The 24,489-nt window shown below is 71.1% G+C and carries 31 protein-coding genes; 10 read left to right on the top strand and 21 right to left on the bottom strand.

Features of this window, described 5'->3' with window-relative positions:
* Positions 1 to 103: 103 nt before the first annotated feature.
* Positions 104 to 550, bottom strand: coding sequence for a helix-turn-helix domain-containing protein (locus ACFSJS_RS09205; RefSeq protein WP_380898785.1), 447 nt, complete (start codon positions 548 to 550; stop codon positions 104 to 106).
* A gap of 806 nt (positions 551 to 1,356) precedes the next feature.
* On the opposite strand from ACFSJS_RS09205, the gene ACFSJS_RS09210 reads away from it, so the two are divergent.
* From ACFSJS_RS09210 to ACFSJS_RS09255, 10 genes are all read left to right on the top strand, one after another.
* Positions 1,357 to 2,262 carry a helix-turn-helix domain-containing protein gene (locus ACFSJS_RS09210; RefSeq protein ID WP_380898787.1) on the top strand — a complete coding sequence of 302 codons (906 nt, stop codon included), beginning with the start codon at positions 1,357 to 1,359 and terminating at the stop codon, positions 2,260 to 2,262.
* Between the two features lie 2 nt (positions 2,263 to 2,264).
* Entirely contained in the window at positions 2,265 to 2,957 is a 693-nt protein-coding gene (locus ACFSJS_RS09215; RefSeq protein ID WP_380898789.1) for a zinc finger domain-containing protein, read from the top strand.
* Positions 2,958 to 3,082: 125 nt separating this feature from the next.
* On the top strand, positions 3,083 to 3,709 hold the full coding sequence (locus ACFSJS_RS09220; protein WP_380898791.1) for a WhiB family transcriptional regulator: 627 nt from the start codon (positions 3,083 to 3,085) through the stop codon (positions 3,707 to 3,709).
* On the top strand, positions 3,706 to 5,229 hold the full coding sequence (locus ACFSJS_RS09225; RefSeq protein WP_380898793.1) for a hypothetical protein: 1,524 nt from the start codon (positions 3,706 to 3,708) through the stop codon (positions 5,227 to 5,229). The genes ACFSJS_RS09220 and ACFSJS_RS09225 overlap by 4 nt, the downstream gene beginning before the upstream one ends.
* The gene (locus ACFSJS_RS09230; protein ID WP_380898796.1) at positions 5,226 to 5,417 is read left to right on the top strand and encodes a hypothetical protein; all 192 of its coding nucleotides are present in this window, start codon (positions 5,226 to 5,228) and stop codon (positions 5,415 to 5,417) included. The genes ACFSJS_RS09225 and ACFSJS_RS09230 overlap by 4 nt, the downstream gene beginning before the upstream one ends.
* A gap of 85 nt (positions 5,418 to 5,502) precedes the next feature.
* Positions 5,503 to 5,739 carry a hypothetical protein gene (locus ACFSJS_RS09235; protein WP_380898798.1) on the top strand — a complete coding sequence of 79 codons (237 nt, stop codon included), beginning with the start codon at positions 5,503 to 5,505 and terminating at the stop codon, positions 5,737 to 5,739.
* Complete coding sequence (locus tag ACFSJS_RS09240; RefSeq protein ID WP_380898800.1) at positions 5,736 to 6,362, top strand: hypothetical protein; 627 nt, start codon at positions 5,736 to 5,738, stop codon at positions 6,360 to 6,362. Before ACFSJS_RS09235 ends, ACFSJS_RS09240 begins: the two co-directional genes overlap by 4 nt.
* Positions 6,359 to 8,080: a relaxase/mobilization nuclease domain-containing protein gene (locus tag ACFSJS_RS09245; protein WP_380898802.1), complete on the top strand. Its 1,722-nt coding sequence runs from the start codon at positions 6,359 to 6,361 to the stop codon at positions 8,078 to 8,080. The genes ACFSJS_RS09240 and ACFSJS_RS09245 overlap by 4 nt, the downstream gene beginning before the upstream one ends.
* 84 nt (positions 8,081 to 8,164) lie before the next feature.
* On the top strand, positions 8,165 to 8,611 hold the full coding sequence (locus tag ACFSJS_RS09250; protein WP_380898804.1) for a hypothetical protein: 447 nt from the start codon (positions 8,165 to 8,167) through the stop codon (positions 8,609 to 8,611).
* Between the two features lie 80 nt (positions 8,612 to 8,691).
* Complete coding sequence (locus tag ACFSJS_RS09255; protein WP_380898805.1) at positions 8,692 to 9,387, top strand: hypothetical protein; 696 nt, start codon at positions 8,692 to 8,694, stop codon at positions 9,385 to 9,387.
* Positions 9,388 to 9,559: 172 nt separating this feature from the next.
* Here the strand turns inward: ACFSJS_RS09255 and ACFSJS_RS09260 are convergent, their stop codons facing one another.
* The 20 genes from ACFSJS_RS09260 to ACFSJS_RS09355 all read right to left on the bottom strand — a co-directional run bounded on the left by ACFSJS_RS09260 (position 9,560) and on the right by ACFSJS_RS09355 (position 24,455).
* Positions 9,560 to 10,381, bottom strand: a complete 822-nt coding sequence (locus tag ACFSJS_RS09260; protein WP_380898807.1) for an SPDY domain-containing protein — start codon at positions 10,379 to 10,381, stop codon at positions 9,560 to 9,562.
* A gap of 15 nt (positions 10,382 to 10,396) precedes the next feature.
* Positions 10,397 to 10,687, bottom strand: coding sequence for a hypothetical protein (locus ACFSJS_RS09265; protein WP_380898809.1), 291 nt, complete (start codon positions 10,685 to 10,687; stop codon positions 10,397 to 10,399).
* Between the two features lie 110 nt (positions 10,688 to 10,797).
* Positions 10,798 to 11,136 carry an SPDY domain-containing protein gene (locus ACFSJS_RS09270; protein WP_380898811.1) on the bottom strand — a complete coding sequence of 113 codons (339 nt, stop codon included), beginning with the start codon at positions 11,134 to 11,136 and terminating at the stop codon, positions 10,798 to 10,800.
* Between the two features lie 362 nt (positions 11,137 to 11,498).
* Positions 11,499 to 12,410, bottom strand: a complete 912-nt coding sequence (locus ACFSJS_RS09275; protein WP_380898813.1) for a hypothetical protein — start codon at positions 12,408 to 12,410, stop codon at positions 11,499 to 11,501.
* Positions 12,411 to 12,803: 393 nt separating this feature from the next.
* The gene (locus tag ACFSJS_RS09280) at positions 12,804 to 13,874 is read right to left on the bottom strand and encodes an MSCRAMM family protein (RefSeq protein WP_380898815.1); all 1,071 of its coding nucleotides are present in this window, start codon (positions 13,872 to 13,874) and stop codon (positions 12,804 to 12,806) included.
* Positions 13,875 to 13,932: 58 nt separating this feature from the next.
* Positions 13,933 to 14,427, bottom strand: a complete 495-nt coding sequence (locus ACFSJS_RS09285; protein WP_380898817.1) for a hypothetical protein — start codon at positions 14,425 to 14,427, stop codon at positions 13,933 to 13,935.
* 34 nt (positions 14,428 to 14,461) lie between these two features.
* On the bottom strand, positions 14,462 to 15,328 hold the full coding sequence (locus tag ACFSJS_RS09290; protein ID WP_380898819.1) for an SPDY domain-containing protein: 867 nt from the start codon (positions 15,326 to 15,328) through the stop codon (positions 14,462 to 14,464).
* Between the two features lie 15 nt (positions 15,329 to 15,343).
* On the bottom strand, positions 15,344 to 16,585 hold the full coding sequence (locus ACFSJS_RS09295) for an ATP-grasp domain-containing protein (RefSeq protein WP_380898821.1): 1,242 nt from the start codon (positions 16,583 to 16,585) through the stop codon (positions 15,344 to 15,346).
* Between the two features lie 51 nt (positions 16,586 to 16,636).
* Entirely contained in the window at positions 16,637 to 16,786 is a 150-nt protein-coding gene (locus tag ACFSJS_RS09300; protein WP_380898823.1) for a hypothetical protein, read from the bottom strand.
* Positions 16,787 to 16,981: 195 nt separating this feature from the next.
* Positions 16,982 to 18,121, bottom strand: a complete 1,140-nt coding sequence (locus ACFSJS_RS09305; RefSeq protein WP_380898938.1) for an MFS transporter — start codon at positions 18,119 to 18,121, stop codon at positions 16,982 to 16,984.
* Between the two features lie 65 nt (positions 18,122 to 18,186).
* Positions 18,187 to 18,663 (bottom strand): hypothetical protein, encoded by a 477-nt coding sequence (locus tag ACFSJS_RS09310; protein ID WP_380898825.1) that lies wholly within the window; start codon positions 18,661 to 18,663, stop codon positions 18,187 to 18,189.
* The gene (locus ACFSJS_RS09315) at positions 18,660 to 19,511 is read right to left on the bottom strand and encodes a winged helix-turn-helix transcriptional regulator (RefSeq protein ID WP_380898827.1); all 852 of its coding nucleotides are present in this window, start codon (positions 19,509 to 19,511) and stop codon (positions 18,660 to 18,662) included. Before ACFSJS_RS09315 ends, ACFSJS_RS09310 begins: the two co-directional genes overlap by 4 nt.
* A 39-nt stretch (positions 19,512 to 19,550) precedes the next feature.
* Positions 19,551 to 19,964, bottom strand: a complete 414-nt coding sequence (locus tag ACFSJS_RS09320; RefSeq protein ID WP_380898829.1) for a hypothetical protein — start codon at positions 19,962 to 19,964, stop codon at positions 19,551 to 19,553.
* 13 nt (positions 19,965 to 19,977) lie between these two features.
* Positions 19,978 to 20,427 (bottom strand): hypothetical protein, encoded by a 450-nt coding sequence (locus tag ACFSJS_RS09325; RefSeq protein ID WP_380898830.1) that lies wholly within the window; start codon positions 20,425 to 20,427, stop codon positions 19,978 to 19,980.
* Positions 20,424 to 20,888 carry a hypothetical protein gene (locus ACFSJS_RS09330; protein WP_380898831.1) on the bottom strand — a complete coding sequence of 155 codons (465 nt, stop codon included), beginning with the start codon at positions 20,886 to 20,888 and terminating at the stop codon, positions 20,424 to 20,426. The genes ACFSJS_RS09325 and ACFSJS_RS09330 overlap by 4 nt, the downstream gene beginning before the upstream one ends.
* A 224-nt stretch (positions 20,889 to 21,112) precedes the next feature.
* Positions 21,113 to 21,832: a hypothetical protein gene (locus tag ACFSJS_RS09335; RefSeq protein WP_380898832.1), complete on the bottom strand. Its 720-nt coding sequence runs from the start codon at positions 21,830 to 21,832 to the stop codon at positions 21,113 to 21,115.
* Between the two features lie 24 nt (positions 21,833 to 21,856).
* On the bottom strand, positions 21,857 to 22,372 hold the full coding sequence (locus ACFSJS_RS09340) for a GNAT family N-acetyltransferase (protein WP_380898833.1): 516 nt from the start codon (positions 22,370 to 22,372) through the stop codon (positions 21,857 to 21,859).
* Between the two features lie 109 nt (positions 22,373 to 22,481).
* The gene (locus tag ACFSJS_RS09345) at positions 22,482 to 22,961 is read right to left on the bottom strand and encodes a hypothetical protein (RefSeq protein ID WP_380898834.1); all 480 of its coding nucleotides are present in this window, start codon (positions 22,959 to 22,961) and stop codon (positions 22,482 to 22,484) included.
* Positions 22,958 to 23,518, bottom strand: coding sequence for a DUF4913 domain-containing protein (locus ACFSJS_RS09350; protein ID WP_380898939.1), 561 nt, complete (start codon positions 23,516 to 23,518; stop codon positions 22,958 to 22,960). The genes ACFSJS_RS09345 and ACFSJS_RS09350 overlap by 4 nt, the downstream gene beginning before the upstream one ends.
* Positions 23,519 to 23,699: 181 nt before the next feature.
* Positions 23,700 to 24,455, bottom strand: coding sequence for a DNA-methyltransferase (locus tag ACFSJS_RS09355; protein WP_380898835.1), 756 nt, complete (start codon positions 24,453 to 24,455; stop codon positions 23,700 to 23,702).
* Between the last annotated feature and the right edge of the window lie 34 nt (positions 24,456 to 24,489).

Raw genomic sequence — 24,489 nt, forward strand, 5'->3', positions numbered from 1 at the left:
GCAGAAAGCACGGAGCGCTTCGCAAGGCCCCCCGAGCGGAACCGGCCGGGCGTGAAGTGTCCCGATTGGCGAAGGGCGGGGAACTACGCCAGCGTGGCAAGGGTCACACTTCCTCGCGGGATTGACCGTTCTCGTTCAACCCTTCGAGCTCCCGCGCGCGCTCAATGAACGCCTGGACCGTCCGCAGTGTCTCCGAGGAGAGCCCTGAGGCCCGCAGCGCCACGGAGCGCACCTGGTTGTCGCGCATCGACTCCAGCAGGGACAGCTCCGCATCGACACGCCGCCCCTCCTCGCCATCGAAGAAGTAGGAGGGAGGGACGCCGAAGAAGTCGGCAATCGCCTTGAGGTACTTGATACCCGGGTTGTCCCGCTGCCCGTTCCGCAACTGATGGAGGAAGCTGGGCGACATGGTCGGGCCGCCCATGTCGGCGATACCCCGCGCCACCTCGCGCAAGGAGTACGGACCCCGCCCCTCGGGATGAACCACCCTGAAGAGGCGGTCGACCTTCTCCGCCAGGGCGCGCCCTTCCTCGCTCACTTCGCCACCCACCGGCTGACCTCCCTTCGCCTGGAACCGACGGTCCGCCTTTACTCGCAACGTCTACAGGTGTGGACGATACACGAAACACCCCTCTCGTTCCGTTCTCTTCAGTTGACAGAGTGCAGCGCTCTCAGCTTACGATCACCCTGCGCTGTCCACAGGTGTAAACAGTGCAAGCGTAGAGGGCCGCCCTGTCGTGCCCGGACGGAAGACATGAGGGGAGACGAAGTGCCACGCTGCTGGACGCCATTGCCGGACGAGGCTGTGCACCTGCTTCCCCCGTCTCCACCGCGCATGGGTGCGGGCCTAGCGTCTGCTCGTGCTGTTGACCGGTCCCACTGCGGCGCGACTCGGCCCACAGGACCAGCACGCTCGGTCTTACGAGTTGTAGAAGGCTGTTGAACCAAGTCTGGATCTTGGCACGGGGCCGTGCGTATGTTCGTCGTCCCTCGGGCAGCCCGCCCGCCACGACGAGCGTGAGGAACAGCGGCATGCGTACACCCCGGGCCCCGTAGGCCCGCGTACAGCGACGGCGCCCGAGAGCGGCAACTCCCGGACGCCGGACGCTTGAACGGCACAACCCGCCCCGGCAAGGGCGGAGATCGCCACCATCACCACGCTGATCCCTTCCAGGGGGCGTCTCAGCGTGGCAACACCAAGGGAGATTCTCGCATGCGCTCCGTCCTGCGCAAAAGGCCCGATGACCCGGCCTGCGCGGCAGCCGCCCGCCTCTCCGACCCCGCCCGCCGACGACATCACAGCGCTCCTGCCACCGCGCCGGCGCGCGCCTCCCACCCGGCGGACGGGAGCAGCCGATGAGCGTCAGCGCCCGCGAGTGGGTGTGGGAGCACAGCTCCAGCAAGGGCACCGCGCGTCTGGTCCTGCTGTCGATCGCCGACCGCGTACCGGACGAGCAGTGCGCCGCCTGGGCCTCCCACACAAGCCTGGTCGAGCGCACGAACGCGAGCCGGACGGCGGTACGCGACGCGCTCACCGCGCTCACCGGGACCGGCGAACTCCAGGTGCTGGACCACCTGCAGGGCCCGCAGCGCACCACCGTCTACCGCCTGCCGCGCGCAGCCGCATGGCTGGTCAAGATCACGGAGGCCCGGCGAGAGGATCCGGACGCGTACGTCGAACCACCGACGGACTCGGACCCGGTGCCCGAGCTGGACGAGACCAGGCTCCGGCGGTACGGGATCTGGCCCAAGGAGGGTGAGGAATCCGCGCCCTCCCGGCGGAATCCGACCGGTACACAATCCGGCACCTCACGACGGAATCCGACCCCTCACCGTGCCGGAATCCGGCCCCAGCAGGGCACGGAATCCAACCCCCAGAACCGTAGAGAACCGAAGGTGAACCGTAAAGGCAGCAGTAGAGGTGGTGCTGCCGTCACCTCGGCCCGCGACTGGCGGATCGACCCCGCCACTCAAACCTGGGCCCGCCGACAGGGCCACCTCGACCGCCTCGGCGAGGACGGACTGGCCGCCGCCGACGCGAAGTGGCGCGCCCACCGGGCCGACCGCGGGCCCCGCCCCGCCGACGCCTGGGCAGCGGACTGGCGCTCCTGGATCGCCCGGGAACACCCTCCGGTCCGCCCTCACCTCTACGCCCTGCCCGGTAAGGGCGGACCCGCCCCCGCCGGCGGAATGACCCGCGCCGAGGCCCACACCGCGGCGCTCCTCGCCGCCCTCGACGAGCCGACCGGAACGGAGGAGTAGCCGTGGATCGCCGCGAGATCGCCGCCCTGCTGGCCTACATCGGCCGACTCGACCCCCGCACCATCCGCACCGACCAGGGCGAGGCCCGCGACCAGCTCGCCCAGTGGCATGAGCTACTCGCGGACGTGCCCATGGCCACACCGCACGGCTGGGACGCCCGCGTCGCCGCCCGGGAGCACATCCGGATCTCGCCGTATCAGATCCTGCCCGCGGACGTCGCCCGCCCGTGGGAGAGCTACCGGCGCGACCGCCTGCAGCGGCACACCGACCCGCCCCCGGCGGCCGACCCGGACGACCAGTCCGCCTGGACCGCCGAGCTGGTCAGCACCCGGCGCGCCGTAGCCTCGGGGAACGCCGAGCCCGCACACCACCGGCAAATCACCAGCGGCCGGGTCAACCCGGAGCTGGAGGAGAGGCTGCGGCAGATCGGCTCCTGCATCCCTCCGGAAGCCCGAGCCGCCCTCGCGCCCTACCGGCCCACCCGCGCGGCTCGCGAGGCGGCCATCGCCCAGGGGCAACCCGACGCCCTGTCGGTGCGCTGCGAGTGGTGCCATGCCCAGGTCGGCGAGCCGTGCCGCCGTCGGCGGATCGGCCCCGACGGCAGTGCGCGCGGCAACGCGCTCCGCGCCACCCCGCACCCCGGCCGCTTCGACCTCGCAGCGGCCCAGCAGCCCCGGCAACCCACGATGGCCTAACCGGCTCGCCTCATCCCCGTCCCGCCGGGCCGCGGCGCCCGCCCCGTGCCGCAGCCCGCACCCGACGCCGCGACCACCCGCCGCCGGCCCTGGTCGGCTAACGCGGCAGCACACCGGAGAGCACCTTGCGTCACATCACCACCCACGACGCGCCGGCCACCGGCCTGCGAGCCATCGGTGACACCACCTGGCACACACGTGGCGTGTGCCACGGCATGGACCCCGAGGACGCCGACGCCGTCTTCTTCCCGCTACCCCGCGACTACGAGGCCATCGCCGAGGCGAAGGAGCTGTGCGGCCTGTGCCCGGTCCGCCGCGACTGCCTCAACTTCGCGCTGGAGAACGTCCTGAAGGAGGGCATCTGGGGCGGGTTGACCGAGGCCGAGCGACGGCCCTGGCACGACGGCCTGCCCCAGCGCCTCGACTACGACCGCGTGATCGCGTTCTTCAACGGCCGCGACGTGCACCTGACCGAGTCCGAGCGCCAGGTCGTCATCGACCACGCCTACGTACGGGGCTGGCGCGCCGACCGGCTCGCCGGCGCCCTGCAGATCAGCCACAAGCACGCGCGTGACCTGCTGCGGCAGGCGGCCAACAAGGTCTTCGACCGCGACCGGAACCTCGGCGTGCCGAGACGCAAGAACAAAAAGGAGAAGCAGGCGGCCTCGGCAAGCAGCCCCGACGCAAAGCCATCGATACCCCGCCCGGCGAAGTCAACCTCCGCGACCGCCCCTCTCGGGAAGGCCGCATGACCCACCTCCTGTCCTCCGGTGCCGCCCCGGATCTGCCCCTCCTCCTCACCGCCGGTGTCCTCGTCACCGCCATGGCTCTGGCCTTGACCGGCTGGGCAATCCTGCGGCGCGGAAGGCGTCTGCAGAAGCGCCCCGGCAGCCCAGCGGTCAAGGTCGCAGCCGTCGCCGCGCTCGGCTGCACCGCCTACAGCGCCGACACCAGCTGGCGCTTCGCCGCCGACTACCTCGACATGGCCGGCACCGCCGAGCGCGCCGCGATGTTCGGCGCCGCCGAATTGGCGCTCTTCGCGACGGCCCTGATGGCCCGGCAGAACCTGGCGACCCAGGGAGCTCCTGGGCTGCCGGGAACCCTGGTCTGGGTCATCACCGGCGTACAGGTGATTCCCGCCTATGCCGAGAGCGGTCCGGTCGGCGGCACGGTCCGCGCCTTCGTCGGGCCGATCATGGCGGCGATGCTCTGGCACCTCGCCATGGGCATCGAGCTGCGCCTGCGCACCCCCGGAGCCGCCTCCAACAGCCTGATCGCCACCCTCGGGCGGGAGGCACGCGAGCGCCTGCTGTCCCGACTGGGCATCGCCGCACGGGACCGCGACGCCGCACAGATCACCCGTGACCGCGCCACCGCCCGCGCCGTCGCCCTCGCCGCCCGCCTCGCGGAGCGCACCCCGAAGCAGCGGCAGGGCTGGCGCGGTCGGCACCTCACACGCCGGCTGTCGAAGGCGATCGGGAAAGCCTCGGTCGGAACGGACCCCGCCCAGCGCGCCGAACTGCTCGACCAGCTCGCCGCCCGCCAGCACGCACTCGCGCTCGCCACGGTCCCCCTGCCCTCCCCCTGGTCCCCACATCACGACCACGACGGGACCGCCACGGTCCCCGCACCGATCGGCCGAAGCACCACGACCACCATCGACGGTCCCCGCAGCGCTTCCCAAGCCGCCGGGGACCGGGGAGCGTACAAGGTCCCCAGAACCGGGGCCCGAGACACGGGAACCAAACCGGGGACCAGGGACCGGGATGCGGGGACCGGGGACCGAATCACGGGGACCGACAGCTACATGGCCAACGGGCAGCTTACGGCTGAAGCCCCTGCTCAGAACCCTGAGTCGCATCGGGGACCGAGGGGCGCCGAGTCGGGGACCGACCCCACCGGGGACCGGGGACCGAGCGACACCGACACGGGGACCGACCCCACCGGGGACCGGGGACGCAAGGTCCCCCTCCGGCGGAAGCCGACCACGAGGTCCAAGAGCAGCAAGTCCGGTGGCCGGTCCCGCACCCCTCAGACGCCGCGGTCGCCGCGCGAGCCGGAGCAATCCGTGGAGGACCTCGTCAAGCAGGTCCGCCCCCACGTCTCCGCCCTGCTCGCCCGGGACGGCAACGCCGCCATCACCCGTGTCCAGCTGCGGGAAATCCTCCGGCGGGAGGGGCTCAAGGGCGGTCGGAACGACCGACTGAGTCTCGTCCTCGCACAACTGCGGAGCGAGACAAGCACCACGAGAACAAGGGGTCCCGCCCGATGAAGACCTGCCGCCGCTTCGCGGCCATCCGCGAGGAGTATGAGCGCGAGATCACGTTCCTGAACGCCCACTCCGAGCGGCACGCCGGCAAGCCGTCGGCGAAGTCCAGCGCAAAGCACGCAGCATCGACGAAGGCGCGAATGGCGAGAGCGCTGACCGGCCACGTCGGGCGCTGCCCTGAGTGCGGTTGACCGGCAAAACGGCAGCTCAAAGCCCCTAATCGCTACAGGTGGCCCGGCTACGGCCGGGCCACCGCCCCGCTCCAGGAAGCAACCCATGATTTCCCGTTCCGCCTGCTCCTCCACGCCCACGACCATCGAGGCCATCGCGTGGGCGGAGGTCTTGGTCCGCCGGCGGTTCCTGCACGCTGCAGTCCTCGCCCCGAACGGCCAGTGGCTCGTCCAGCACGCCCCCGACAGTCCTGTTCACGTCCTCGCGGGGCCGGCCGACGTCGTCGAGCTGGCCGCTGCCATCCAGCACTGCATCCGCTCCACGAGGCCCCGCACCCGATGACCAATCCCAACGAGAACGGTGCCGCCCCGGAACCTGCTCCTGACCTCAACTCGGTCTCGGGGCGAGCAAGTTGGGGCGGAAGCATAGCTTCCGCCGAATCCTCCCCCGAAGGGGCGGGCGAGGACCTGCACCGGGGGGCGCAGGTCCTGGAGGCTTCGACCGGGGGCGGATCGAAGCCGGAGCAGGAGAAGAAGCCGACCGAGCGTCGCAGCCGCCGCAAGCGCACTGCCCGCGCCCGCCAGCGTCCGCGTCAGCCTCGCGAGAAGAAGCGCCTGCACCAGCCTGCGACCCGCCTCAACGACGAAGAGTTCGCCCTGATCAAGTCCGCCGCCGCCCGGTGCAACCTGTCCGTCGCCGGGTTCCTCGCCCGTTCCGCCCTCGCGGCTGCCCGCGACCTTGACCGCACGAGCGCGGAGATCGCCGATGAACGCGAGGTGATTACAGCCTTGTTCGACACCCGCCGTAGGCTCGGCTGGGCCGGCAGCAACCTCAACCAGGCGGTAAAGGCCCTCAACTCAGGTGCCGAGGCCCCACAGCTCGAAGCAGCAGTCGCCGCCGTCCGGCGCGCCGCCGAGAGCGTCCATGAAGTCTCCTCGCGGTTGATCGAGCAGCGTGCCTCATGATCCCCAGCGTCAACAAGTCCGGCTCCCGGACGATCGGTCTGCTCGCCTACCTCTACGGGCCGGGCAAGCACGAGGAGCACATCGACCCCCACCTCGTGGCGTCCTTCGACGGTATGTCTCCCGACCCCGGCCGCGATCCGATGGCCACCCTCAAGGACCTTCAGCAGCTCCTCGACCAGCCCGTCCAGGCATTGCCGAAGCATGCGCGACCGACCAAGCACGTCTGGCACACCTCCGTGCGCGCGACCGCCGACGACCGGGTTCTCACCGACGAGGAGTGGGGCGACATCGCCCGACGCGTTGTGGCCGCTACCGGTATCGACCCCGGTGGCGGCCAGCCCGGCTGTCGCTGGGCCGCCGTCCGCCACGCCGACGATCACATCCACATCGTCGCCACCCTGGTCTGTGAGGACGGCAGCCGCCCCGACGACTTCCGCTCCGGCAAGCGTGCCCAGGCCGAATGCCGTCTGATCGAGAAGGAGCTCGGCCTGCACCAGGTCGCGCCCGGTGACGGGACCGCTGCCCAGCGCCCGACCAGCGCCGAGCGCCACAAGGCCGAGCGCCAGGGCCGGGAAAGAACCGCGCGAGAGGAACTGCGCGAGACCGTCCGGCGCGCGGTGGCCGGCGCGACGAGCGAGGAGGAGTTCTTCGACCGGCTGGCCGCTGCCGGCCTGCTGATCCGTAAGCGCGCGGCGCCCTCCGGCGACCTGCTCGGCTACAAAGTCGCCCTGCCCGACGACCGCAACAAGGACAACGAACCGGTGTTCTACCCCGGCGCTCGCCTCGCTCCGGACCTGTCCCTGCCCCGGATCCGGGAACGCTGGTCCGCCGACGCCCCCGGTCAGGGCCTCGCCCCAGCGGAGCCAACCTCGCGTCCGGCACCGGGCGACCCGGCCGCCGCCCGCCGACAGACCGCGTCGGCCGCGTGGACGGCGGTACTGGCCATCGAGCACGCCGAGGACGCGGTCGCCGCCGCGTACATCGCCGCCACAGGCGAGGTCCTGGACGCGCTGGCGCAGACTTCCGCCGCCCACACCCGCCGCGGACTGCGGGAAGCAGCATGGGAGTTCGAGCGTGCCTCTCGGTCCCATGTCCGTGCCGAACGCGGACACGACCGGGCCTTGCGGCAGGCCGCCCGCGACCTCGTCCGCAGCGGCCCCGCCCTCGGCCGCGGCGAAGACGGCGCGACGACCGCGATGGCGATCGACATGCTCTTCTTCCTCATCACCGCCGCCGCCCACTGGCACGCCAAGAAGGGCCACGCCCAGCAGGCTGCCGCCGCACGCCAGGCTGCCGAGCACCTGCGCGCCGCCTACCAGGCCGCCGCCACCCAGCCCCTCAGTGCTCTCCACCAACGCGGCCGACGCCTGGGACGCCCCCTGCTCCAGCAACGGGCCGCGGTGCTGCGTGAGGTGTTGCCGGAACTGGCCGAGCAGATTCTCGCCGAGCCCGGCTGGTACGCGCTCGCCGCCACCCTCACCGACGCCGAAGCCGCTGGCCACAACCCGACCACACTGCTCGCCGAGGCCGCCGGGCGGCGGGAACTCGGCACGGCGGAATCCGTGAGTGACGTCCTGGTGTGGCGGCTGCGCCGGGCCGCGGGCTTGCCCGCGGACACAACCGGCACGGTGCCCGACGGTCAGAGACCGGAGCGCTCGGCACACCGTGCCGAACAGCGGACACCGGGCCGACCCGGGCCCCGGCGCGGACGGTCGTGACTGTGGACTTTGTGAATTGCAGCAGGGCGAGGACTCGCGACACGATCATGACGCGTGCAGGACGAGACGAGGGAGGACGCCAGGGTGTTTCACCGGATACGCCGTCGGCGGGCAGCGGAGCCCAGCGAGCTGGAGCGCCACAGCCATGAGGCGTACATGCGGGTGGCCGGCCAGACGCCGCCGGAGGTTGAACGGATGCGGGTCGCGCAGCAGCCCGCCGAGCCGGCACAGATGGCGGACGACTTCCTTCCCCCGGAGTTGCGTGTCCCTAGCCATGACCAGCTCGATGGCCGGATGATGCCCTGGCCGTGGCCGATCGTCCTGGACGGCGAGGTCGTCGCCTGCGCCGGCTGCGGCGCGTACCGCGACTGGCTCATCCTCTCCACCCGCGATCAGATCTGGCTGCGCTGCCGCGCCGGGCACCAGCAGCACGAGGCACGCCTCGACACCGCCTGGTACAACCGGCACGCCGGCCCAGCGGACGCGCACCACGAAACGTTCGAGGACTGCCTGCGGCACCTCGGCCACTGACCGCCATCCCTACGACCCCATCGGGCCTACGGGCCCGCACTGCCCAACCGTTGTCCAGCAGCAAAGGGGTCAGCTCCGCCATGCGCGTTCGCGTCACCACCGCTCTCGGCCTCACCGCCGTCACCGTCCTCGCCCTGCCCGCCTGCTCCACCGACTCCAACGAGGCGAAGCCCGCCACCTCATCCCCCACCCCTGCCACGCAGCCGGCCAACGTCGGCCAGAACGGCACTCCGCTGTCGTCGGCCGCGCTGGAGGCCCGCCTGCTCAACGAGAGCGACCTCGGCACCGGCTACACCCGCAAGCCCGAGCGCCCCTCCCAGCAGGACGACGTCACCGTCCTCGGCTGCCCCGCGCTGAACGACTTGGGCGGCGACGCGGTCACGGGCGGATCCCTCGACTTCCCCCGCCAGGCGAAGGTGGCCTTCACCTACGCCGGCAGCAGCGACTCGGATGTCTCCGAGGAGCTGTACAGCGACACCGTCGCCAAGCTCTCCGACGGCACCAGCCGCATCTTCGACGCCATGGCCGGCTGCCCGGAGTACCAGGTCCTCGTCGGCAGCACCGTGATCGACATCACCACCCAGCAGGTGACCGCACCTCAGCTCGGCGACGAGCGGTGGAGTCAGCTGCTGACCTTCTCCACCGGCGGCCAGGACACCGTGGTAAAGCAGACCGCGATCCGCGACGGAAACGTGCTGCTGATCATCTCCGGCTCGTCGGCCCTCGTCGACCGGCACCTCGACAAAGCCCTCACCAAGGCGACGGCGGCCCGCTGACGCACCTTCCAGCGGCGCCCCGACCCACCAGAAGCGACGGGTCGGGGCGCCGCCGCGCTCTGTCAGCAGGCGCGGGTTCTGCGAACTCCGAGAAGCCGGAGCAGCACGAAGCCCGGCCTCTTCGATCGGAGAGGCCAGGCTTCATGCATCGGGTCGAGGAAGGCGCTGGCCGTCAGCCAGCCGGGGCGCGCAGGAGCCGGTCCCGAGTGCTCTCGGGCAGCACCCGCCGCAGAACCGGTGCGGTAGAGCTGAGCGAAGCGGCAAACACCGCGACGAGGTCATGCGGCACACCGGCCGAGAAAGACGCGGCCCACAAGCACTGCGCGCCCAGCACTGGCTCGGCCCATGCCTGCCACCCAGCAAGCCCCGTCTCATCGGCCTCGGCCACCAGGGCGCGCGGGTCAGCGTCCTGAATGAGGGGCGGTACCTCGCCGAGGCTGAGATGGGAGGTGAAGGTCGGGTCCATCGCTCCCGCGTCGGGCTGGTCGATGTCACGCAGCCAACCGTGCGCGGTGACGGCGTCGAGAACCAGCTCGGGCCCGGCGAGCGGCACGGCGGGCTGCTCGCGGGCATCGAGCGCGACGAGGAAGTCCACCAGAACCTCCCCGGGGACGTCGGGGGTGAAGTAGGCCGACCACTGGGCGAGCGGGCTGCCGGTGTCCGCGCGAGCGGAGACCTGCCAGGCGATCGGCAGATTCCCCAGGTGGAACGGCTCATCGGGCAGAACCCACTGGGCCCATCGGAGGGTGTCGGGGCTGATGTGCAGAACGGTACTGCGCAGGACTTGGCGGTCCTCCGGTGCCTCGTCCGGCTGCTGCCGTCCGCGGACGATCGTCAGGCTCGTCCAGCCGAGGCCGGACAGCGTATCGGCGACAACCTCGTAGAGGCGTCCGTCGTCACCGGCCAGGTGGCGAGGGCCGACCCAGTACGCGGACCGGGGGCTGTTCGGAGTGAGCGGGTCGAGCGGGAAGTCGGAGTGCAGGGGCGTCTCCAACGGCTGGGTGCGGGTCTACTGGCCGCCGGCGGTGCGGCGGGGGCGGCGCGGGGGCGACTGGACGGGAGCCTGCCAGGCCAGCTTTACGGCGACCTCGAGCGGCAGATGGCCGAGCTGCGTGCCCGCGTCCCGGCCCTCAGCGAGGTAGACGACGGGCCGCCCGGTCTCGTCCGTGGCCTGGATGACCTGTTCGAGGCGGTGCGCCATCGGGAAGAACGGATTCATCGCCTGCCGCACCGGAGCGTTACGGTCGCAGGCGGACAAGCAGTCGATGAGATCGCCGACGGTCATCTCCGTGTACGCCACGGATAGCCTCCTTGCGCGGGGAAAGTGATTGGGGATGGCGGGCTGTAGCGCCGCCGATGAGCCGGAGAGAAAAGCAGTCTCCGGCGTCCCTCCGATTCGAGCTTTTGATGTCACACGCGCCGGGAGGTCTCCAGCACGCGTGCTACGGCGGCGGCGACGATATCGGCCGGCGTCTCGGTGTCGAAGGAGATGTGGTATCCGGGCTCCTTGGCCGTTCCGGTGACGGCGATCTTCCAGCCCTCTCCACTGGTGCCGGGGCGGCCTAGCGGAAACCAGCCGAGATAGAAGCGACCGTCCTTGGAATTGACGTGCACGTCGGCTCGATCGTCCACGACCAGGTTGAAGTCCTGCTCGTTGAACTGATCGAGCACGAAGGTCGGCTGGCCTGGGCCAAGCCGCCACTCACGCAACCGCAAGGCCCCGACGGTGGTAGAGAACGCGGGACTCATGGGAGCCACGGTCACAGACAATCACCTCTCCGAGCCGGGTTTTCGGGGAAGGTCGTCTACGTTGGCATGCCCCTGCAGATGCTGGCCAGTCTTTCGTGGTTCTTTCATGTCTGCTCCCAGCGAACTGCAACCCTGAGCAGGGGATCGGAGGCTTACCTGAGGACACCGCGCTGCAATGTGCTACTCACCTACGTTCGGAGAGCGCAGTCAGCAAAAACCTGCTCACTGCGTAGTGCAGGGATATCCCATTCCCGTCTGGTGAAACGGCGGCCACTTACTTCTCGCGTAGGCGGGGGCTGCCCAGGCCGCCTTACGAACCGGAAAGCATCGAGCTGGCTACGACGGAACTCTGCTCGCGCTTACTAGCGGAGCCGGGCTTTGGCCCTGGCCTGGGCACGATCGAAGGTCGGCTTGGCCAAGCCGAGGGTGTTGCCAAGGACCGTGACGAAGCCCTTCACATGCTGTCGGGCAGCCTGTTCCTGGTTGTCTGGCAATTCGAAGATGTGCCTCATCGTTCCAGCTCGGGATTCCCAGCCGGTCCGCACACTCTGGTACTCTCGCCAGTTGATCCGGTGCTCTTCACGGGCTCGCTTCAGCACTTGCTCATTGACGGATTCCTCCGCCAGCTGCTGGTTGATTTGCCAGTTGAGTTCCCACATCGCCACGACGTGGTCCGTCGTGACCGGCGCGTTTGGAGGACCGATCCCGCGCACGATCTCGGGAAGGCCATGGGACCGCCACGGACTGGCGATTGTGCTCAGCGCATCCGCCACAGCGTTCCAGTTGGGTCGCCTGGTCAGCTCCCCTTCCCGAATCCACTGCTGCGCGGCACGGCGCTGGTTGACCGTAGCCAGTGGATGGGCGAACTGCTCAACGACCTTGCGCGCCGTGGTCCGGCGACGTGGGTCGGAGCTGATGCCGACGTTCTGTGCGTAGGTTCGTAGAGCGCGACGCGCCTGCGTGTCAGTGACCACCGTGTCATCCAGACACCACAGATAGAGAACGACCGGGACCATGGTCCGGTGCGGAACGCGTGCCAGTGGGGAGCGCAGCTTGGCGCAGTTCAGCTCGTAGAACAGGCGGCGCTGCTCCGATGGAAATACACGTCGGTCACTCCCACGTTGCGTCGTCTTCCGAAAGAGCGGCGGCGCGAGGAGCCCCACCTCCACATAGTCCGTGACCATACGCGGGCTCGCCCTGATGCCAAGCGAGCGAGCATCTTCCACCAGATCTTCAGCCGTTCCCGCCGGCCAGGCTTCGCGCCAGTCCGTCATGCTCTGGAACTTACACCGGGATCGGCACGCCCGGTGGGGACTTCTCGGGTGCGGCAGTCTCACAGTGGGGGTGAAGACAGAAGCGCCCGTGCCGCCCCCTCTCGCAAAGTCGGCGGCACGGGGCCTGGCAACCCTAGGAGGGCTGGTATGTATCACCGTACGCGCTACCCGAGTCGGCCTCGTCGGCGTCGCCAATATCCCACTGCATCGGAGGGCGGTCTCCTTCGTCACTGCCTCCGAGCTGGGGCTGGGGCTGCTGTCGTGGCACTGACGACAGCCGGAATCAACTACCTGGTTACGGTACTCAACGTCCGCTGACGTGTTGAAAAGACGATGGGCCCGGGAGTCCGTACGGACTCCCGGGCCCTGGTGTCAGGGGGTGAAGGAGTTGTGTCAGCCCTCGTCGGGCCGGTTGTTCTCGTCGCCGTCGGTGCATCGGCGACGGACGGCGACGACGGCGCCGATGCCGCCAGCGAGGAGGAGTCCGGCGCCGCCAAGGATCCAGGGGGTGGCGTCGGCTCCGGTGTGGGCGAGAGAGCCGGCCGGGGTCTTCGGCACTGCTTCGCCGGCCGCGCCTGCTGCCGGGACCGGTGAGGAGTCACTGTCCGGCGGGGTGGGCTTCGTCCCGCTGGAGGTTCTCCCGGTCGGCTTGTCCTCAGGTGCGTGGGGGATCGGCTTGTCCGAGGGCTTGGCGGGTGTGGCGGTGGCCGGGGAGAGCGGCGGAGTGGTGGAGGGCCGGGTCGGCTGCTCTTTGGCCTTGCTATTGGTGAGGGTGACGGTGACCGGGGTTCCGGGTTTGGCGGTGAACTTCACCGGCTTGGCGTCCAGCCGGTAGCCGGCCGGTGCCGTGGTTTCGGTGGCGGTGTAGGTGGTGCCGGTGCGGGAGGAGACCGGGAGCTGGGCTGTGGCGGTGCCGTTCTTGCCGGTGGTCAGGGTGATGGTGTCGCCGCCGCTGCCTGTGGGGGTGATGTTGATGACGGCTCCGGCCAGCGGCTTGCCGGTGTTCTTGTCGCTCTTCTTGACGGCCAGGTCGGCGGGCTTGAACGGGTCGATGATCGTCAAGGGTGATGTCTGACCGGGGGTGACGATGACGTCCTGGTCGGGGACCACGTCGTGCAGCGGGCTGCCGCTGGAGGTCTCCTGGAGCCGGTAGACGCCCGGGGTGAGGTCGGCGAAGGCGAGCTGCCCCGCAGCGTTGGTCTTGCCGGTGGCGACCTGCTGGCCGAGGGCGTCGAGCAGGGTGAACGCGGTGCCGGCGAGTACGGATCCCGAGGGGTCCTTCTTGAGGATCTGGACGCCACCGGGCTCGGGTTCGGTCATGCCCAAAGGGGTGGGCGCGGTGGAGGTGGACGGGGACGGTGTGGGGGCCTGGGCGGTGGCGGTCGGGGCCCAGGTGAGGGTGCCGATCACCGCCGCGGCGACGGCGACGGCAGCGGGAAGGCGGTAGGCGGGGCGGATACGCAAGAAGGAACTCCGGAACGAGGATGGGGGTGGAAGGGGTGCGGCGCGGGGTTGGTAAAGGTCAACGAGAGCGGCTCACGCTGCGAGGGGGCGGCGGGGACGGGGTCTTCCGCGCGGTGCGGCCCGGAGTACGGGGCGGTGTGGGCGTCTGCCACGTGCCGGGGAACCACACGGAGGTGTACTGCTCGATGGCGGCGCGGAGTCCGTTGGTGTGGGCGCCTTTCCAGGGCACCCAGTCGGGTCGGTCGCGGAACTCGCGGAACGTGGCGTACCCCGAGTGCGTCGGGCCACGGCCCTGGGAAGCGTCGCGGTGGTCGAAGGTCTTGTGGTCCTCGAACCGCAGTGTCACGGCATCGAGTTCGCCTCTGTCCGGGTGGATGGTGGCCAAGCGCAGGCCGTCGTACTCGTGTGCACGGATGGTCCGGGCGAAGTCGATCCGCAGCCTCAGCAGGCCGCCGGGGGTGGGAGTCGCGTAGTAGGTGTTGCCGACGACGGCGGCCTTGACGAACGGGAGCTTCAGGTGCTCGATGAAGAAGGCGCGGGCGTGCAGGGCCAAGCGGATACCTCTAGAACGATCGGGCTGCGGGCGGTCAGCGCCGAGGGCCGCGCAGTGCCGGGCGGCTGGTGGTGCTCCAGCGCGGCACGCTGGAGGTGGGAAGCGCAGCGGAGCGGCGGGAGGCGGCCCGCTGGACATCGAGCGGGGTCGGCGCTGGCGGGTGCGGCGGGAGGATGGAGGTGAGCCGGGCCAGGTCCTGGATGTAGCTGTAGGTCTCCTCTCGCCAGCGGGGCAGCGGTGCGGGGTCGGAGACGCACTCGGTGACGGCTCTGAGCAGGGCGACGGGGGTGTTGGTGCTGGCGGTGGCGTACCAGGCGGGGCGGTCGATGGAGGTACCGGCCCACAGCTGCCAGCGGGCGTCGCGGGTGGTCAACTCGGCCTGCGGGTCGAGGCGTCCGGTGGTGAGCTCCAGTCCGGCGTAGCCGTCGGGCGAGCGGATCGCCAGGACGCCTCCACTGGGGCGTTCGAGCTGCCAGCAGCGGTTGATCAAGGGGGCGGCGGCGAGGAACGGTTCGCGGTCCACGCTCCGGGAGTCCGGTGCCGCAAGGTAGGCATCCGGGCCCTGCTCGTACGCCTCGGCCAGGGCGGTGGTGAAGGCCCGGACGAACTCGGTGGGGCAGGAGTCGTTGAAGCAGACGCCCCAGGTGGGCGGGCCGAAGGCGTCGCGGTAGGCGTTGATGCGCCAGAGGCCGTCGTCCTCTCCCTCGGGGAGGTAGCCGAGGCGGACGGTGCGGTCGGGTGCCTGGACGTAGGCGTTGCCGAGGTCGTCGTGTTCCAGGTCCCAGCCAAGGTCGAGCAGCGGTGCGAGGGCGGGGTCGCCGGTCGCGGTGGCGGCAGCGAGGTAGCGCGGGGAGACGTGGACGTCCCCGTCGATGGCGCGAAGGTCGTCGTGGGGCGGCATCAGGCAGTCCGGTGGTCAGGAGGCGGCGGCCGGTTCGACGTGGATGACGACGTGGCCGAGGGCGGTGGCGGCGCGGGCGCGGGCGGTCTCGGTGGTGGGGCCGGTGGCGATGAGGTGACCGATCCGGGCGGTGAACATGTCGCCGCCGTCCGCGGGCAGGAGGAGCCGGTCGCCGGGGTGGCGCTGGAAGTGGACCCGCTCCAGCCACGGCGGGCGGGGGCCGTCGAAACGCAGACGGGTGAGGATGCCGGAGCTCTCGGGGTAGATCAGGTGGATCGCGGCGGCCGAGGATCTGATCGGAGTGAGGTCGGGGGCGCGGTCGCAGGCGACGTCGGCGGCGGCACGGGGCAGGTCGATGCCGGTGGTGAGGCGGATGAGGTGGCCGATCATGTCTCCGGCGAGGCGTCCGTTGACCTCGATGAGCCGGGGCCGGCCGTCGACCAGGCGCATCTCGACGTGGCTGACGCCGTCGGTGATCCCCAGTGCGCGGATCGCGGCTCGCGCGGCGGGCGCGACGGTGGCCAGGAGCGGGTCGGTGGCGTCGACGGAGTGGGCCAGCTCCTCGAAGTGGGGCGGCTCGCTGACCGTCTTGCGGGTCACGGCCACCACCGTGGTCTTGCCCCGGTACGTGACGCACTCGGCCGAGACTTCCGGGCCGTCGAGGTACTCCTCGACCAGAACGTCGGTGCTCTCCAGGCCCAGGCCAGCCGCCCGGCTGGCGATGCCGTACGCGGCGGTGAGCTGGTCGGGGTCGTCGGCACGGACTACGCCGATGCTGGCCGCGTGCGCGGCGGGCTTCAGGACGACCGGGTAGCCGATCCGCTCGGCCGCGGCCTGCGCCTCATGGCGGGTGCGGACGCTCACCGATGCGGCCGACGGGACGCCGTGGCGGGCGAACAGGGTGCGCGCGGTGGCCTTGTTGCGGCATGCTCGCATCGCCTCCGGGTCGGTGGTCGGCAGGCCGAGCCGGCGCGCGAGGCGGGCGATGGGGACGAGGTACCACTCGGTCCAGGTGAACACCCCGACCAGGTCGTGGCGGTCGGCCAGGGCCTGGCCGGCGGCAAACAGCGCCACCTGATCGGTCGGGTCGGATACCACCAGGCAGTCCCGGAGGTACGGCACCTCCCACGACGGTTCCTCGCCGGTGATCAGGACGATGTCGTAGGCGGCGGCCACGGACTCGAGGCAGTAGCCGCGGTATGCCTCGGCTTCCGTATCAGCCGCGGCGACGACCAGGACGGCAGGACGGTTGGGCAAGAACAGGCTCCTCAACGGTTCAGGGGACAGAAGGCTGGTGCGTGCTGCCGTTCACGGGCTGCGCCGGCGGCGGACCTCGATGGCGGAGGTCCACTCGGGGTGGGCGGTGAGCAGCCTGCATACGTACAGCGCCGTGTAGTTGCTGAGGCCCTTCACCCCGTGCGGCTGGCGCCAGCGCAGTGCCTCGAACAGGACCTTCATCCCGACGCGCTGCGCGCCTGCGGCAAGCCGCTGCTCGACGAGCTGCTCCAGCGCTCGTTAGACCCATGGGTGCTGGGCGTCGAAGGCGTGGAACTGCTCGGTGATGGTCAGGCCCTGGTGCGGGAGGGCGAGGCCGAGCAGCCCGTTTTGCGTGATGGTGGACATGAGCGGTGAGGCTCCTCTCGGACCGGGAGGTCAGGGCGCCGGTGTCGGCGGGGCGGGCAGGGTGCGCAGCCGGATGAAGGCGGCCGCGAGGCCAGCGGCCTGGAGCAGGGCGGCGGCGGTGACGGCGTGCCCGAGCTGGGCGGGCGGTATGGCCGCGACAAGCAGCCCGGCGGCGGGGAAGGGCAGCAGGAGCAGCAGGATCGTCACGGCGAGGGTGCTGCCGAAGACGTCGGGCGGGATCAGGTGGGAGCGCAGGGTGCGCAGGACGACGGTGAGCCCGCCTTCGCCGGCCATCAGGATGGCGATCAGCAACAGGTAGCCGCGGTAGGTGTCGGCCTGGGCGACGGCGAGGGTCGCTCCGGCGGCGAGAGCGGCGGCGGCGGCTCCGACCGGCCACAGGTCCCAGCGGTCGATCGCCCGGCGGGCGGCGGTGATGGCGAGCAGGGAGGCGGCGGCCGCGGCGGACCAGATCAGTCCGGCGTCCGTGCTGGAGTGCCCCAGCTCGGTCACGACGATGACCGGCATGGCGGCCTGGAGCAGGGCGATAGCGGTGTTGGAGACGACCAGTCCGGCGACCAGCCAGGCCAGGGCCGGCAGGGAGCGCAGTGTCGCCCAGCCCGTCCGTAGTCCTCCCTGTGCGGGTGCCGCGCTCGTCGGTGCGTTCCGCGTTCCGGATCCGAGGGCGGTGGCGAGCAGGGAGAAGGCCGCGAGCGTGCCGAGCATGGCGGTCGGCCCGCCGTGTTCCAGCAGCAGGCCGGAGACCAGCGGTCCGGTGAGCATGGCGGTCTGGTCGATGCCCAGCAGGACGGACTGCACCCGGTGAGCCTGGGAGCCTGCGCTCCGGCTCGCCGCGCCGCCCGCGGTCTCGGCCGCCACGTAGCTGAACTCGGTGAGGATGCCGGTGGACGCGGCCAGCAGCATGACGGTGGCGGTCACCGCCGGCGAACCGGCGTCGAGCGTGGCCAGGACACCGGCTGCGGCGAGTACGGTCAGGGCGCGCGCGAGGCAGGCTGCCCGGAAGACGCGGGCCGTGCCGTGGCGGTCCACGAGGGTGCCGGCCACTGTGAAGGCCGCGATGCGCGGGACCCATTCCAGGGCGAAGGCCAGTCCGGTCAGAGCGGCCGACCCGGTGGTGGCGAGGACGAGGAGGGGGATGCCGTAGGTGGCCATCGCGAATGCGGCGCCGTCGGCGCTGCGGGGCAGGTAGATCCCGCGCAGGAGGGTGGGGGCAGGCGTCACGCGGCGACGCCGTCGGTGCCGCGGGTTCGCTGGTGGGTATGGGTCCACTCGGCCACCAGCCGTTCGACGCGGCCGAGTTCGGTCTCGCGCTCGTCCCCGGGGTTCTGGGGGTCGGCTGTCGGCGTGCCCAGGAGGGCGAACGTGCTGTGGATCCGTCCGGCGAAGTCGCAGTGCGCGGCCGGGTGGTTGTGCCGCCGGGCCCACCGCGCGGTCGCGTCGTAGACGTCGGCGAGGTCCCGGCCGGCCGCCGAGAGGCCCACGGTGCCGGGGGTTCGGGTGAGGAGTCCGAGGGAGTCGGCCTGCTCGACGGCCTGGCGGATCCGGTCGGCGGAGAGGTCCGCGAGGGTGCGTGCCAGGCCGCGCGCCGGTATGGCTCCGTGGTCGTCGATCTCGCTGACCAGGCGGATCAGGCCAGCGGAGGACAGCGCCGTGCAGGTGTTGCGGAGCTGCTGGTGGGAGAGGGCGGGGATCACCGGCGGGCTCCTCCGACCGGCAGGGCCGCCTTCGCGCGGGTGGGGGTGGCGTGGGAGAACAGCTCGCTGGGCTGCCAGCCGAGGCGACGGGCGGGCTGTGCCGGTATGGCGGGAGCGGTGGATGCGGGGGGCCGGTGCTGGTGGCTTGTCCAGGCGCGGGTGGGAGTCGCGGGGCCGGAGGTGGTCCGTCCCCACAGCGGGTGGCGGGCGGCGTGGTCGAGTGGCCGACCGGCGGACCACATGGACAGGGCTCCGAGGACGGGTCCGAGTGCGGCACCGGCCGGTGAGAGGCGGTAGGGCTGCCCGTTGCCCTCGGTCGTCACCAGGCCGTCGTCGACGAGTTGCCGCAGCGGCGGGTAGACGTTGGTCCAGTAGCCGTTGGGGAGGACGATGCGGGCCAGGGCGCGGGCCGTCACCTCCTGCCGCGACTTGAGGGCCCACAGGATCGCGGGGGCCTGGCGGCGGGTGAGGAGGGTGAGGCTGTCCTCGACCTGCTCGATCGCGGAGAGGGGCTGTTCCGGCTTCTGCAGGTTCTGCTCGGCCCAGGAGGCCAGCATCGGGAGTACCGGCAGGAGTTGTCGGCCGCGGGTGGTGAGGCCGTAGGTGACGTGGCGGGCGGAGTGCTCGGTGCGTTCGGCCAGGCCGGCGTCGCACAGTGAGCGGATCTTGGGGTGCAGCTGGCCGCTCTGGAGGTACGGCAGCTTGGCCGCGATCTGCGTGTAGCGCTGTGCCGGCTGGTTCAGGGCCAGCAGGATCCGCACATTCCAGCGCGGTGTGATCATCTGGAGGGCTTCGGTGACCCGGGCGACGTCGGCGTCGTCGGCGGGCGGCAGACCGGTGGTGGCCAAGGGGGACTCCTGAGTACGGAAGGCCGGGGCGCTGTCGGGTCAGCGACTCGGTGCGGGGCTCGCGGCCGGTACGGGCGGGGCGGGAAGAGGTGGTGCCGCAGAGGTGATGGGCGGCTCTGCTGTGGGGGTGCGGCCGAGGCTGCGCAGGACCGCGCCGGCGGTCGTGGCCTGGGTGTCGCGGACGGCGACCGCTTCGGCGAGGCGGCGGGCGCAGTCAAGGACGTGGGAGACCTCGTAGGCGCCGATCTGCCGCTCGGGACGGGTCAGGTGCTGCAGCCGTTCCCGCTGGGCGGTGATGCTCTGCTCGGCGAGGGCCAGGGTGCGGTGGCTTCCGAGGAGCGCGGCCAGCATGCCGGGGGCCTGTTCCCGGGCGTAGGCCTCGAGATCGGAGAGTTCGGCGCCGTACAGGTCCTCGATCCGCGCGGCGATCTCAGCGGCGGTGGGATGGGTCAATCGACGAGGGCTCTCATCGTCGTCGGTTGCGGACCTCCCCGGAGCGCTCGGGCGTTGGTGAGGCGGAGTCCGGGGGCAGGGTGGTGCTGACCGTCTGCTGGGTGAATCGGGCGGGTCGGTCCGGCCGGTGGAGCGGGGGCGCGGTGCGCAGCAGATCGTCCAGCGCGGTGCGGTAGCCGTCGCGGGCGGACAGCGCCGCGTCCAGCCACTGCGCGTCCATCCGCAGCTCGTCAGCGGACAACTCGTCCATGTCGCGCTCGGACGCCATCGCCTCGTGCACGCGGTCGCGGATCCGGGCGACCTGCTCCTCGGCCAGGGCGAGGAAGTTGCGCAGTTCCAGAGCTCGGATAACGGCCGCGGAGGCGTCCGGACCGGCGGCCTGCCCGTACAGATCGGTGACCGGGACGCCGAAGACCTCCTGCAGCCGGCCGTCCTGCGTGCAGGGCTTGATACGGACGCTCATCGCAGGACTCCTCGACCGGTGGCCGGCGCCGTGGCAGGTTGCGCGGGCGGGCTGGTGGGCACGGCCGGGCCCTGGTGTGCGCTGCGGCCGCGGCCGACCGGCCAGTCGGCGGTGGGACGACTCTGTTTGCCCGGAGCGTCGAGGTCGAGCAGCCACCGCACGACCAGGGCACGCCCGTCGCGGGCCGAGACGGCGGCGTTGACTTGGTGGGCGAGGTCCATCGTGAGGTCATCGACCTCGCCGGGCTGCGTTTCCAGGGCGCTCAGAAGGTCGTCCTCCGCGCGTTCCACAGCGGCCTGGGACTCGGTGAGCAGACTGTGCCAGCGCACCACCTCGGTGGCCTCCCGGTGAGCGTCCGGAGCGGCTGCGACGGCAGCCTTCAGCGTGCCGATGCTCATGCCAAAGCGGTGCTCGATCTGCTCGGTGAACACGCTCGCGACATCATCTACCTCATCGGACACAGGGCATTCCTTTCTGGCGGGCACACGGGACACAGACGGGCGGAAATACAGGATCAGGTCAGTTCGGACGCATGGGGAAGTAACCTCCGCACGGAGAAGGGCAAATGTAGAGGGAAGGGGACCGGGTATTCGCCCTGTCGGCCGCTACTAGAGTCCGCGGTTTCGCCGGTTTGGCCAACCGGCGATCGTCACCTATATTTCCGCCCGTTTCGTGGCAGTGATGCTCAGCGGCTGCGGCCCGCGGGGCGCCTCGCGGGGGCCGGAAGGTGACTGGCCGGCCGCGGGACGGAGCGGGCGGTGGGCTGGGGCGGCGGCAAAGGGGACACCTCGCCGCTCAGGGCGTCCTCACACCACCGATGGGCTTCCGCGAGGGTGGCGAAACCGCCCTCGCGCAGCGTGTGGGTCCACGATTCGGTGTCCACGTCCTCGTGCAGCACCCGGAACGGAGAAGGGCTGCGCTCGTCGAGGCAGCGCAGGACCGCGACGGTCATGACGTGGTCGGGGTCGTCGTCGGTGTAGCTGTGCAGGAGGACGAAGCGGTCGCCATCGCCCATGAGCCGATGCTCCAGGGCGCGGGTCGCCTCGTCCGCCGGTGTGGTTCCCATGCCGGGCTTCAGGCTGATCCCATCGGGTGAGCAGCCGCGGTGGATGAGCCAGGACTGTGCCATCGCCGGCAGTGGCAGCGTCGCGTGGTCGAAGCGGAAGGTCATCGCCTTGGGGTCGCGCCGCAGGTGGAGGGCGACGAGTTGCGGCTCCCCGGGGACGCCCCAGGTGACCGCGCGGTTGTGGAGGACGTAGTAGCTCGCGCCGTCGGGGGCGTGATGTTCGGTCAGTGGGGTGAGTTCGGTCTGCTCGATCTGGATCGCGCGCCAGAACGCCTCTTCGGTCTGCTCGTCGGCGGCCTCGAAGCCGTCCAGGCGGAGGTCGAGATGAGGTGGGTGCATAGGCCCCTTTCGATGGGAGCTGGGTCAGTGGCGGCTGTGCTCGGTGTCCGACAAGGTGCCGGAGGCAGCGGCACGGTCGAGGGGGATGCGGATGTCGAGGTGGGTGCCGTCGTAGGTGTGGCGCATGGGTCCGAGGCGGCGCAGGAGGTGGAGCATCGGGGTGTTCGAGGCTTCGGTGTACGCGCTCAGGGTGTGGGCGCCGCGGGCCTGGGCGTGCTGGGCTGCGTGGCGGGCCAGCGCGGTGCCGATGCCGCGGCGCTGGTGGATGTCGGCGACCTGCAGGCCGAGGTCGACCACGCCCGGTTCCCTGCTGAGCGGCCCCGCGCAGGTCAGGGCGATGACTTCGCCGTTGTGCGGATCGAGGCTGATCCAGCTGTCGCAGTGGGCGAGCAGCCGCTCGATGTCGCGGCGCAGGACGTGGGTGCGGCCCCAGCGCCGGTACAGGGCACTTCGCGAGGAGCGGTGGTGGAAGGCGTCGATGAGCGGCCAGTCCTCGACGCGGGCCGGCCGGGTGCCGGCGAGGATCGGGTGGGTCAGCAAGGGCGCCCCCGCGTGGCCGTCGGAAGCGTGTGGCGGCGGGTGTTCCGCTGTGGTGCGGCTGTCGGCGGTTCGGCGGTGAGCCGGTGCTGCGGCGTGGGAGGGGAGATCGTCAACGGGCAGGTCCCTTGGAGGGGATGGGTGCTGGGCGGGGCAGACCGGGCATCGTGCGGGGCGGTCCCGGCCTGGGGGCGGGACGGTGTTCGGTCAGCTGAGGGGGACGGGCCCGGGCGGCGTGGGTGCGTGCGCTCAATGGTCGGCGGGCCATCCCCAGCCGGGCGCCGACGGTGTCGTAGACGTCGTTCCGGGCCCGTGGCCGGATGGCCACGACGTGGATCTCCCTGCGGTGCGCGGACGTCTCCGGCGCCGGGCGAACGCCGTAGACGACGCGCCACTCCTTGCGGGAGTCGACGAACAGCTTGCGGTAGCCCTCCAGGTCGCCGGTCAGCCTGAGCCCGAAGCGCTCGGCGTTCACCACCTCCTGCAGGCAGGCGAGGGTGAGGTCGCGGATGTCGCCGGGCGCCTGGAGGAGGTCGGTCAGGGCGCGCGGGTCGAAGCTGAGCCCGAAGGCGGGCTGCCGCCCGGCGCTCATGACGCCGGCTCGTCCGGCTCGTCCGGCTCGGACGATGCGGACTCGGCCGCGCTCGCCTTCTCCGTACGGGCCGAGGGCGGCGGGCCGGGCAGGAGCCGGTGTGCGGGCCGTTCGGGTGAGGTCATGCACGCCGACAGCGGCCCACCGGGGGCGCGGATCGCCGCGACGGCATGGGTGAGGAAGTCCCGGTGCCATATGAACAGCCCGGACGGGCCCGCTTCGGGGTCCCTGTGTTGCTGGTAGGCGAGCCACAGCGCGTGGAGCCAGGCCACCACGTCGTCGTGCTCCTGCCACCGCAGGCACCACGGGGCGGCCGTGGTGACCTCCGCCCCGTAGACGGGCAGCAGGAAGTCGTCCACCCAGTCCGACAGGGCGTCGAGTTCGTCCTCGTACTCCTCGCCCTCCAGCTCCAGGATCGGCCTCGGTTCCGGCGGAGCCGCCGGGGCCGGCCCGCCGACTCCGGGCATGCCGAACGCCGTGAACGGCGAGGAGCCGCCGGGGACGGGGGCGGAGGCGAGGTGGTCGAGCTGCTGGGCCTGCTGGGCGGACTGCTCCATCAGCTTCCGGACGCTGGCCTCGATCCCCTCGAGGTGGGAGTCGGGGACGCGAACCGGCTCGAGTTCGCCGTCCGGAGGGTTTACGGGATCGGACATGAGTGGAGAGGGCCTCCTTGGAACCGTGGCTGGCGGGAGTGCGGCGCCGACGGGCCGTGCACCGGCCGGCGGGCTGCCCGGGCGGTCAGGCGCTGAGGACGACGTCGTCCCGGGTGAGGGTCTGGCGGACGGTCTCGGTGAGCCGGTCGGTCGCGATGGAGGCGTAGTGCTCGGTCTTCTCCACACCGATGAAGTCGCGGCCCTCCAGCAGGGCGGCCACGCCTGTGGAGCCGGAGCCCGCACAGAAGTCGAGCACCGTGCCGCCCTCGGGGCTGATCTTGACCAGCTCGCGCATCACCTCGACCGGCTTCTGCGTGATGTGCTGCCGCTTCGCGCCCGACGGCTGCGAGGCGGAGTACAGGCCGGGCAGGTAGACCGGGTTGCGGGAGCCGTCGATCGCGCCCTTCGACGCCCAGACGATGAACTCGCAGTTCTGGGTGAAGCGGCCCTTCTGCGGCCTGGCCTGCGGCTTGTGCCAGGCCAGGACCCCGCGCCACAGCCATCCGGCGGCCTGGATCGCGTCGGTGGTGACGGGCAACTGCCGCCAGTCGGTGAACAGCAGGGCGGTCCCGCCGGTCTTCGTCAGCCGGTGGGCCTCGGTCATGAGCTGGGTCAGCCAGAAGCCGTAGGAGCGCTGGTCCATGTTCTCGCCGGTGAAGTCCGGCAGGGTGTGCTTGGCGTCGGCGGAAGTGTACTTCTGCTTCGCCGAGCGGGACGTGCGCTCCTTGGCCGTGCGGCCGCCGGAGTTGTAGGGCGGGTCGGTGATCACGGAGTCGACGCAGTCGTCCGGCAGCGTGGACAGCACACGCAGGGCGTCGCCCTGATGAAGGGAAAAAGGCAAAGAGCTACCCCGATTCGGGTGTAAGGAACTTAGA

Source organism: Streptomyces desertarenae (assembly GCF_042681365.1).
Taxonomy (GTDB): Bacteria; Actinomycetota; Actinomycetes; order Streptomycetales; family Streptomycetaceae; genus Streptomyces; species Streptomyces desertarenae.

Coding starts and splice junctions, on each gene's coding strand:
- ACFSJS_RS09235 (WP_380898798.1), top strand. CDS start 5,503: ATGATTTCCCGTTCCGCCTGCTCCTCCACGCCCACGACCATCGAGGCC.
- ACFSJS_RS09350 (WP_380898939.1), bottom strand. CDS start 23,518: ATGGAGCAGTCCGCCCAGCAGGCCCAGCAGCTCGACCACCTCGCCTCC.
- ACFSJS_RS09270 (WP_380898811.1), bottom strand. CDS start 11,136: ATGAGTCCCGCGTTCTCTACCACCGTCGGGGCCTTGCGGTTGCGTGAG.
- ACFSJS_RS09225 (WP_380898793.1), top strand. CDS start 3,706: ATGACCCACCTCCTGTCCTCCGGTGCCGCCCCGGATCTGCCCCTCCTC.
- ACFSJS_RS09345 (WP_380898834.1), bottom strand. CDS start 22,961: ATGAGCGCCGGGCGGCAGCCCGCCTTCGGGCTCAGCTTCGACCCGCGC.
- ACFSJS_RS09240 (WP_380898800.1), top strand. CDS start 5,736: ATGACCAATCCCAACGAGAACGGTGCCGCCCCGGAACCTGCTCCTGAC.
- ACFSJS_RS09325 (WP_380898830.1), bottom strand. CDS start 20,427: ATGAGCGTCCGTATCAAGCCCTGCACGCAGGACGGCCGGCTGCAGGAG.
- ACFSJS_RS09305 (WP_380898938.1), bottom strand. CDS start 18,121: ATGGCCACCTACGGCATCCCCCTCCTCGTCCTCGCCACCACCGGGTCG.
- ACFSJS_RS09255 (WP_380898805.1), top strand. CDS start 8,692: ATGCGCGTTCGCGTCACCACCGCTCTCGGCCTCACCGCCGTCACCGTC.
- ACFSJS_RS09230 (WP_380898796.1), top strand. CDS start 5,226: ATGAAGACCTGCCGCCGCTTCGCGGCCATCCGCGAGGAGTATGAGCGC.
- ACFSJS_RS09210 (WP_380898787.1), top strand. CDS start 1,357: ATGAGCGTCAGCGCCCGCGAGTGGGTGTGGGAGCACAGCTCCAGCAAG.
- ACFSJS_RS09300 (WP_380898823.1), bottom strand. CDS start 16,786: ATGAAGGTCCTGTTCGAGGCACTGCGCTGGCGCCAGCCGCACGGGGTG.
- ACFSJS_RS09335 (WP_380898832.1), bottom strand. CDS start 21,832: ATGCACCCACCTCATCTCGACCTCCGCCTGGACGGCTTCGAGGCCGCC.
- ACFSJS_RS09275 (WP_380898813.1), bottom strand. CDS start 12,410: ATGACGGACTGGCGCGAAGCCTGGCCGGCGGGAACGGCTGAAGATCTG.
- ACFSJS_RS09290 (WP_380898819.1), bottom strand. CDS start 15,328: ATGCCGCCCCACGACGACCTTCGCGCCATCGACGGGGACGTCCACGTC.
- ACFSJS_RS09245 (WP_380898802.1), top strand. CDS start 6,359: ATGATCCCCAGCGTCAACAAGTCCGGCTCCCGGACGATCGGTCTGCTC.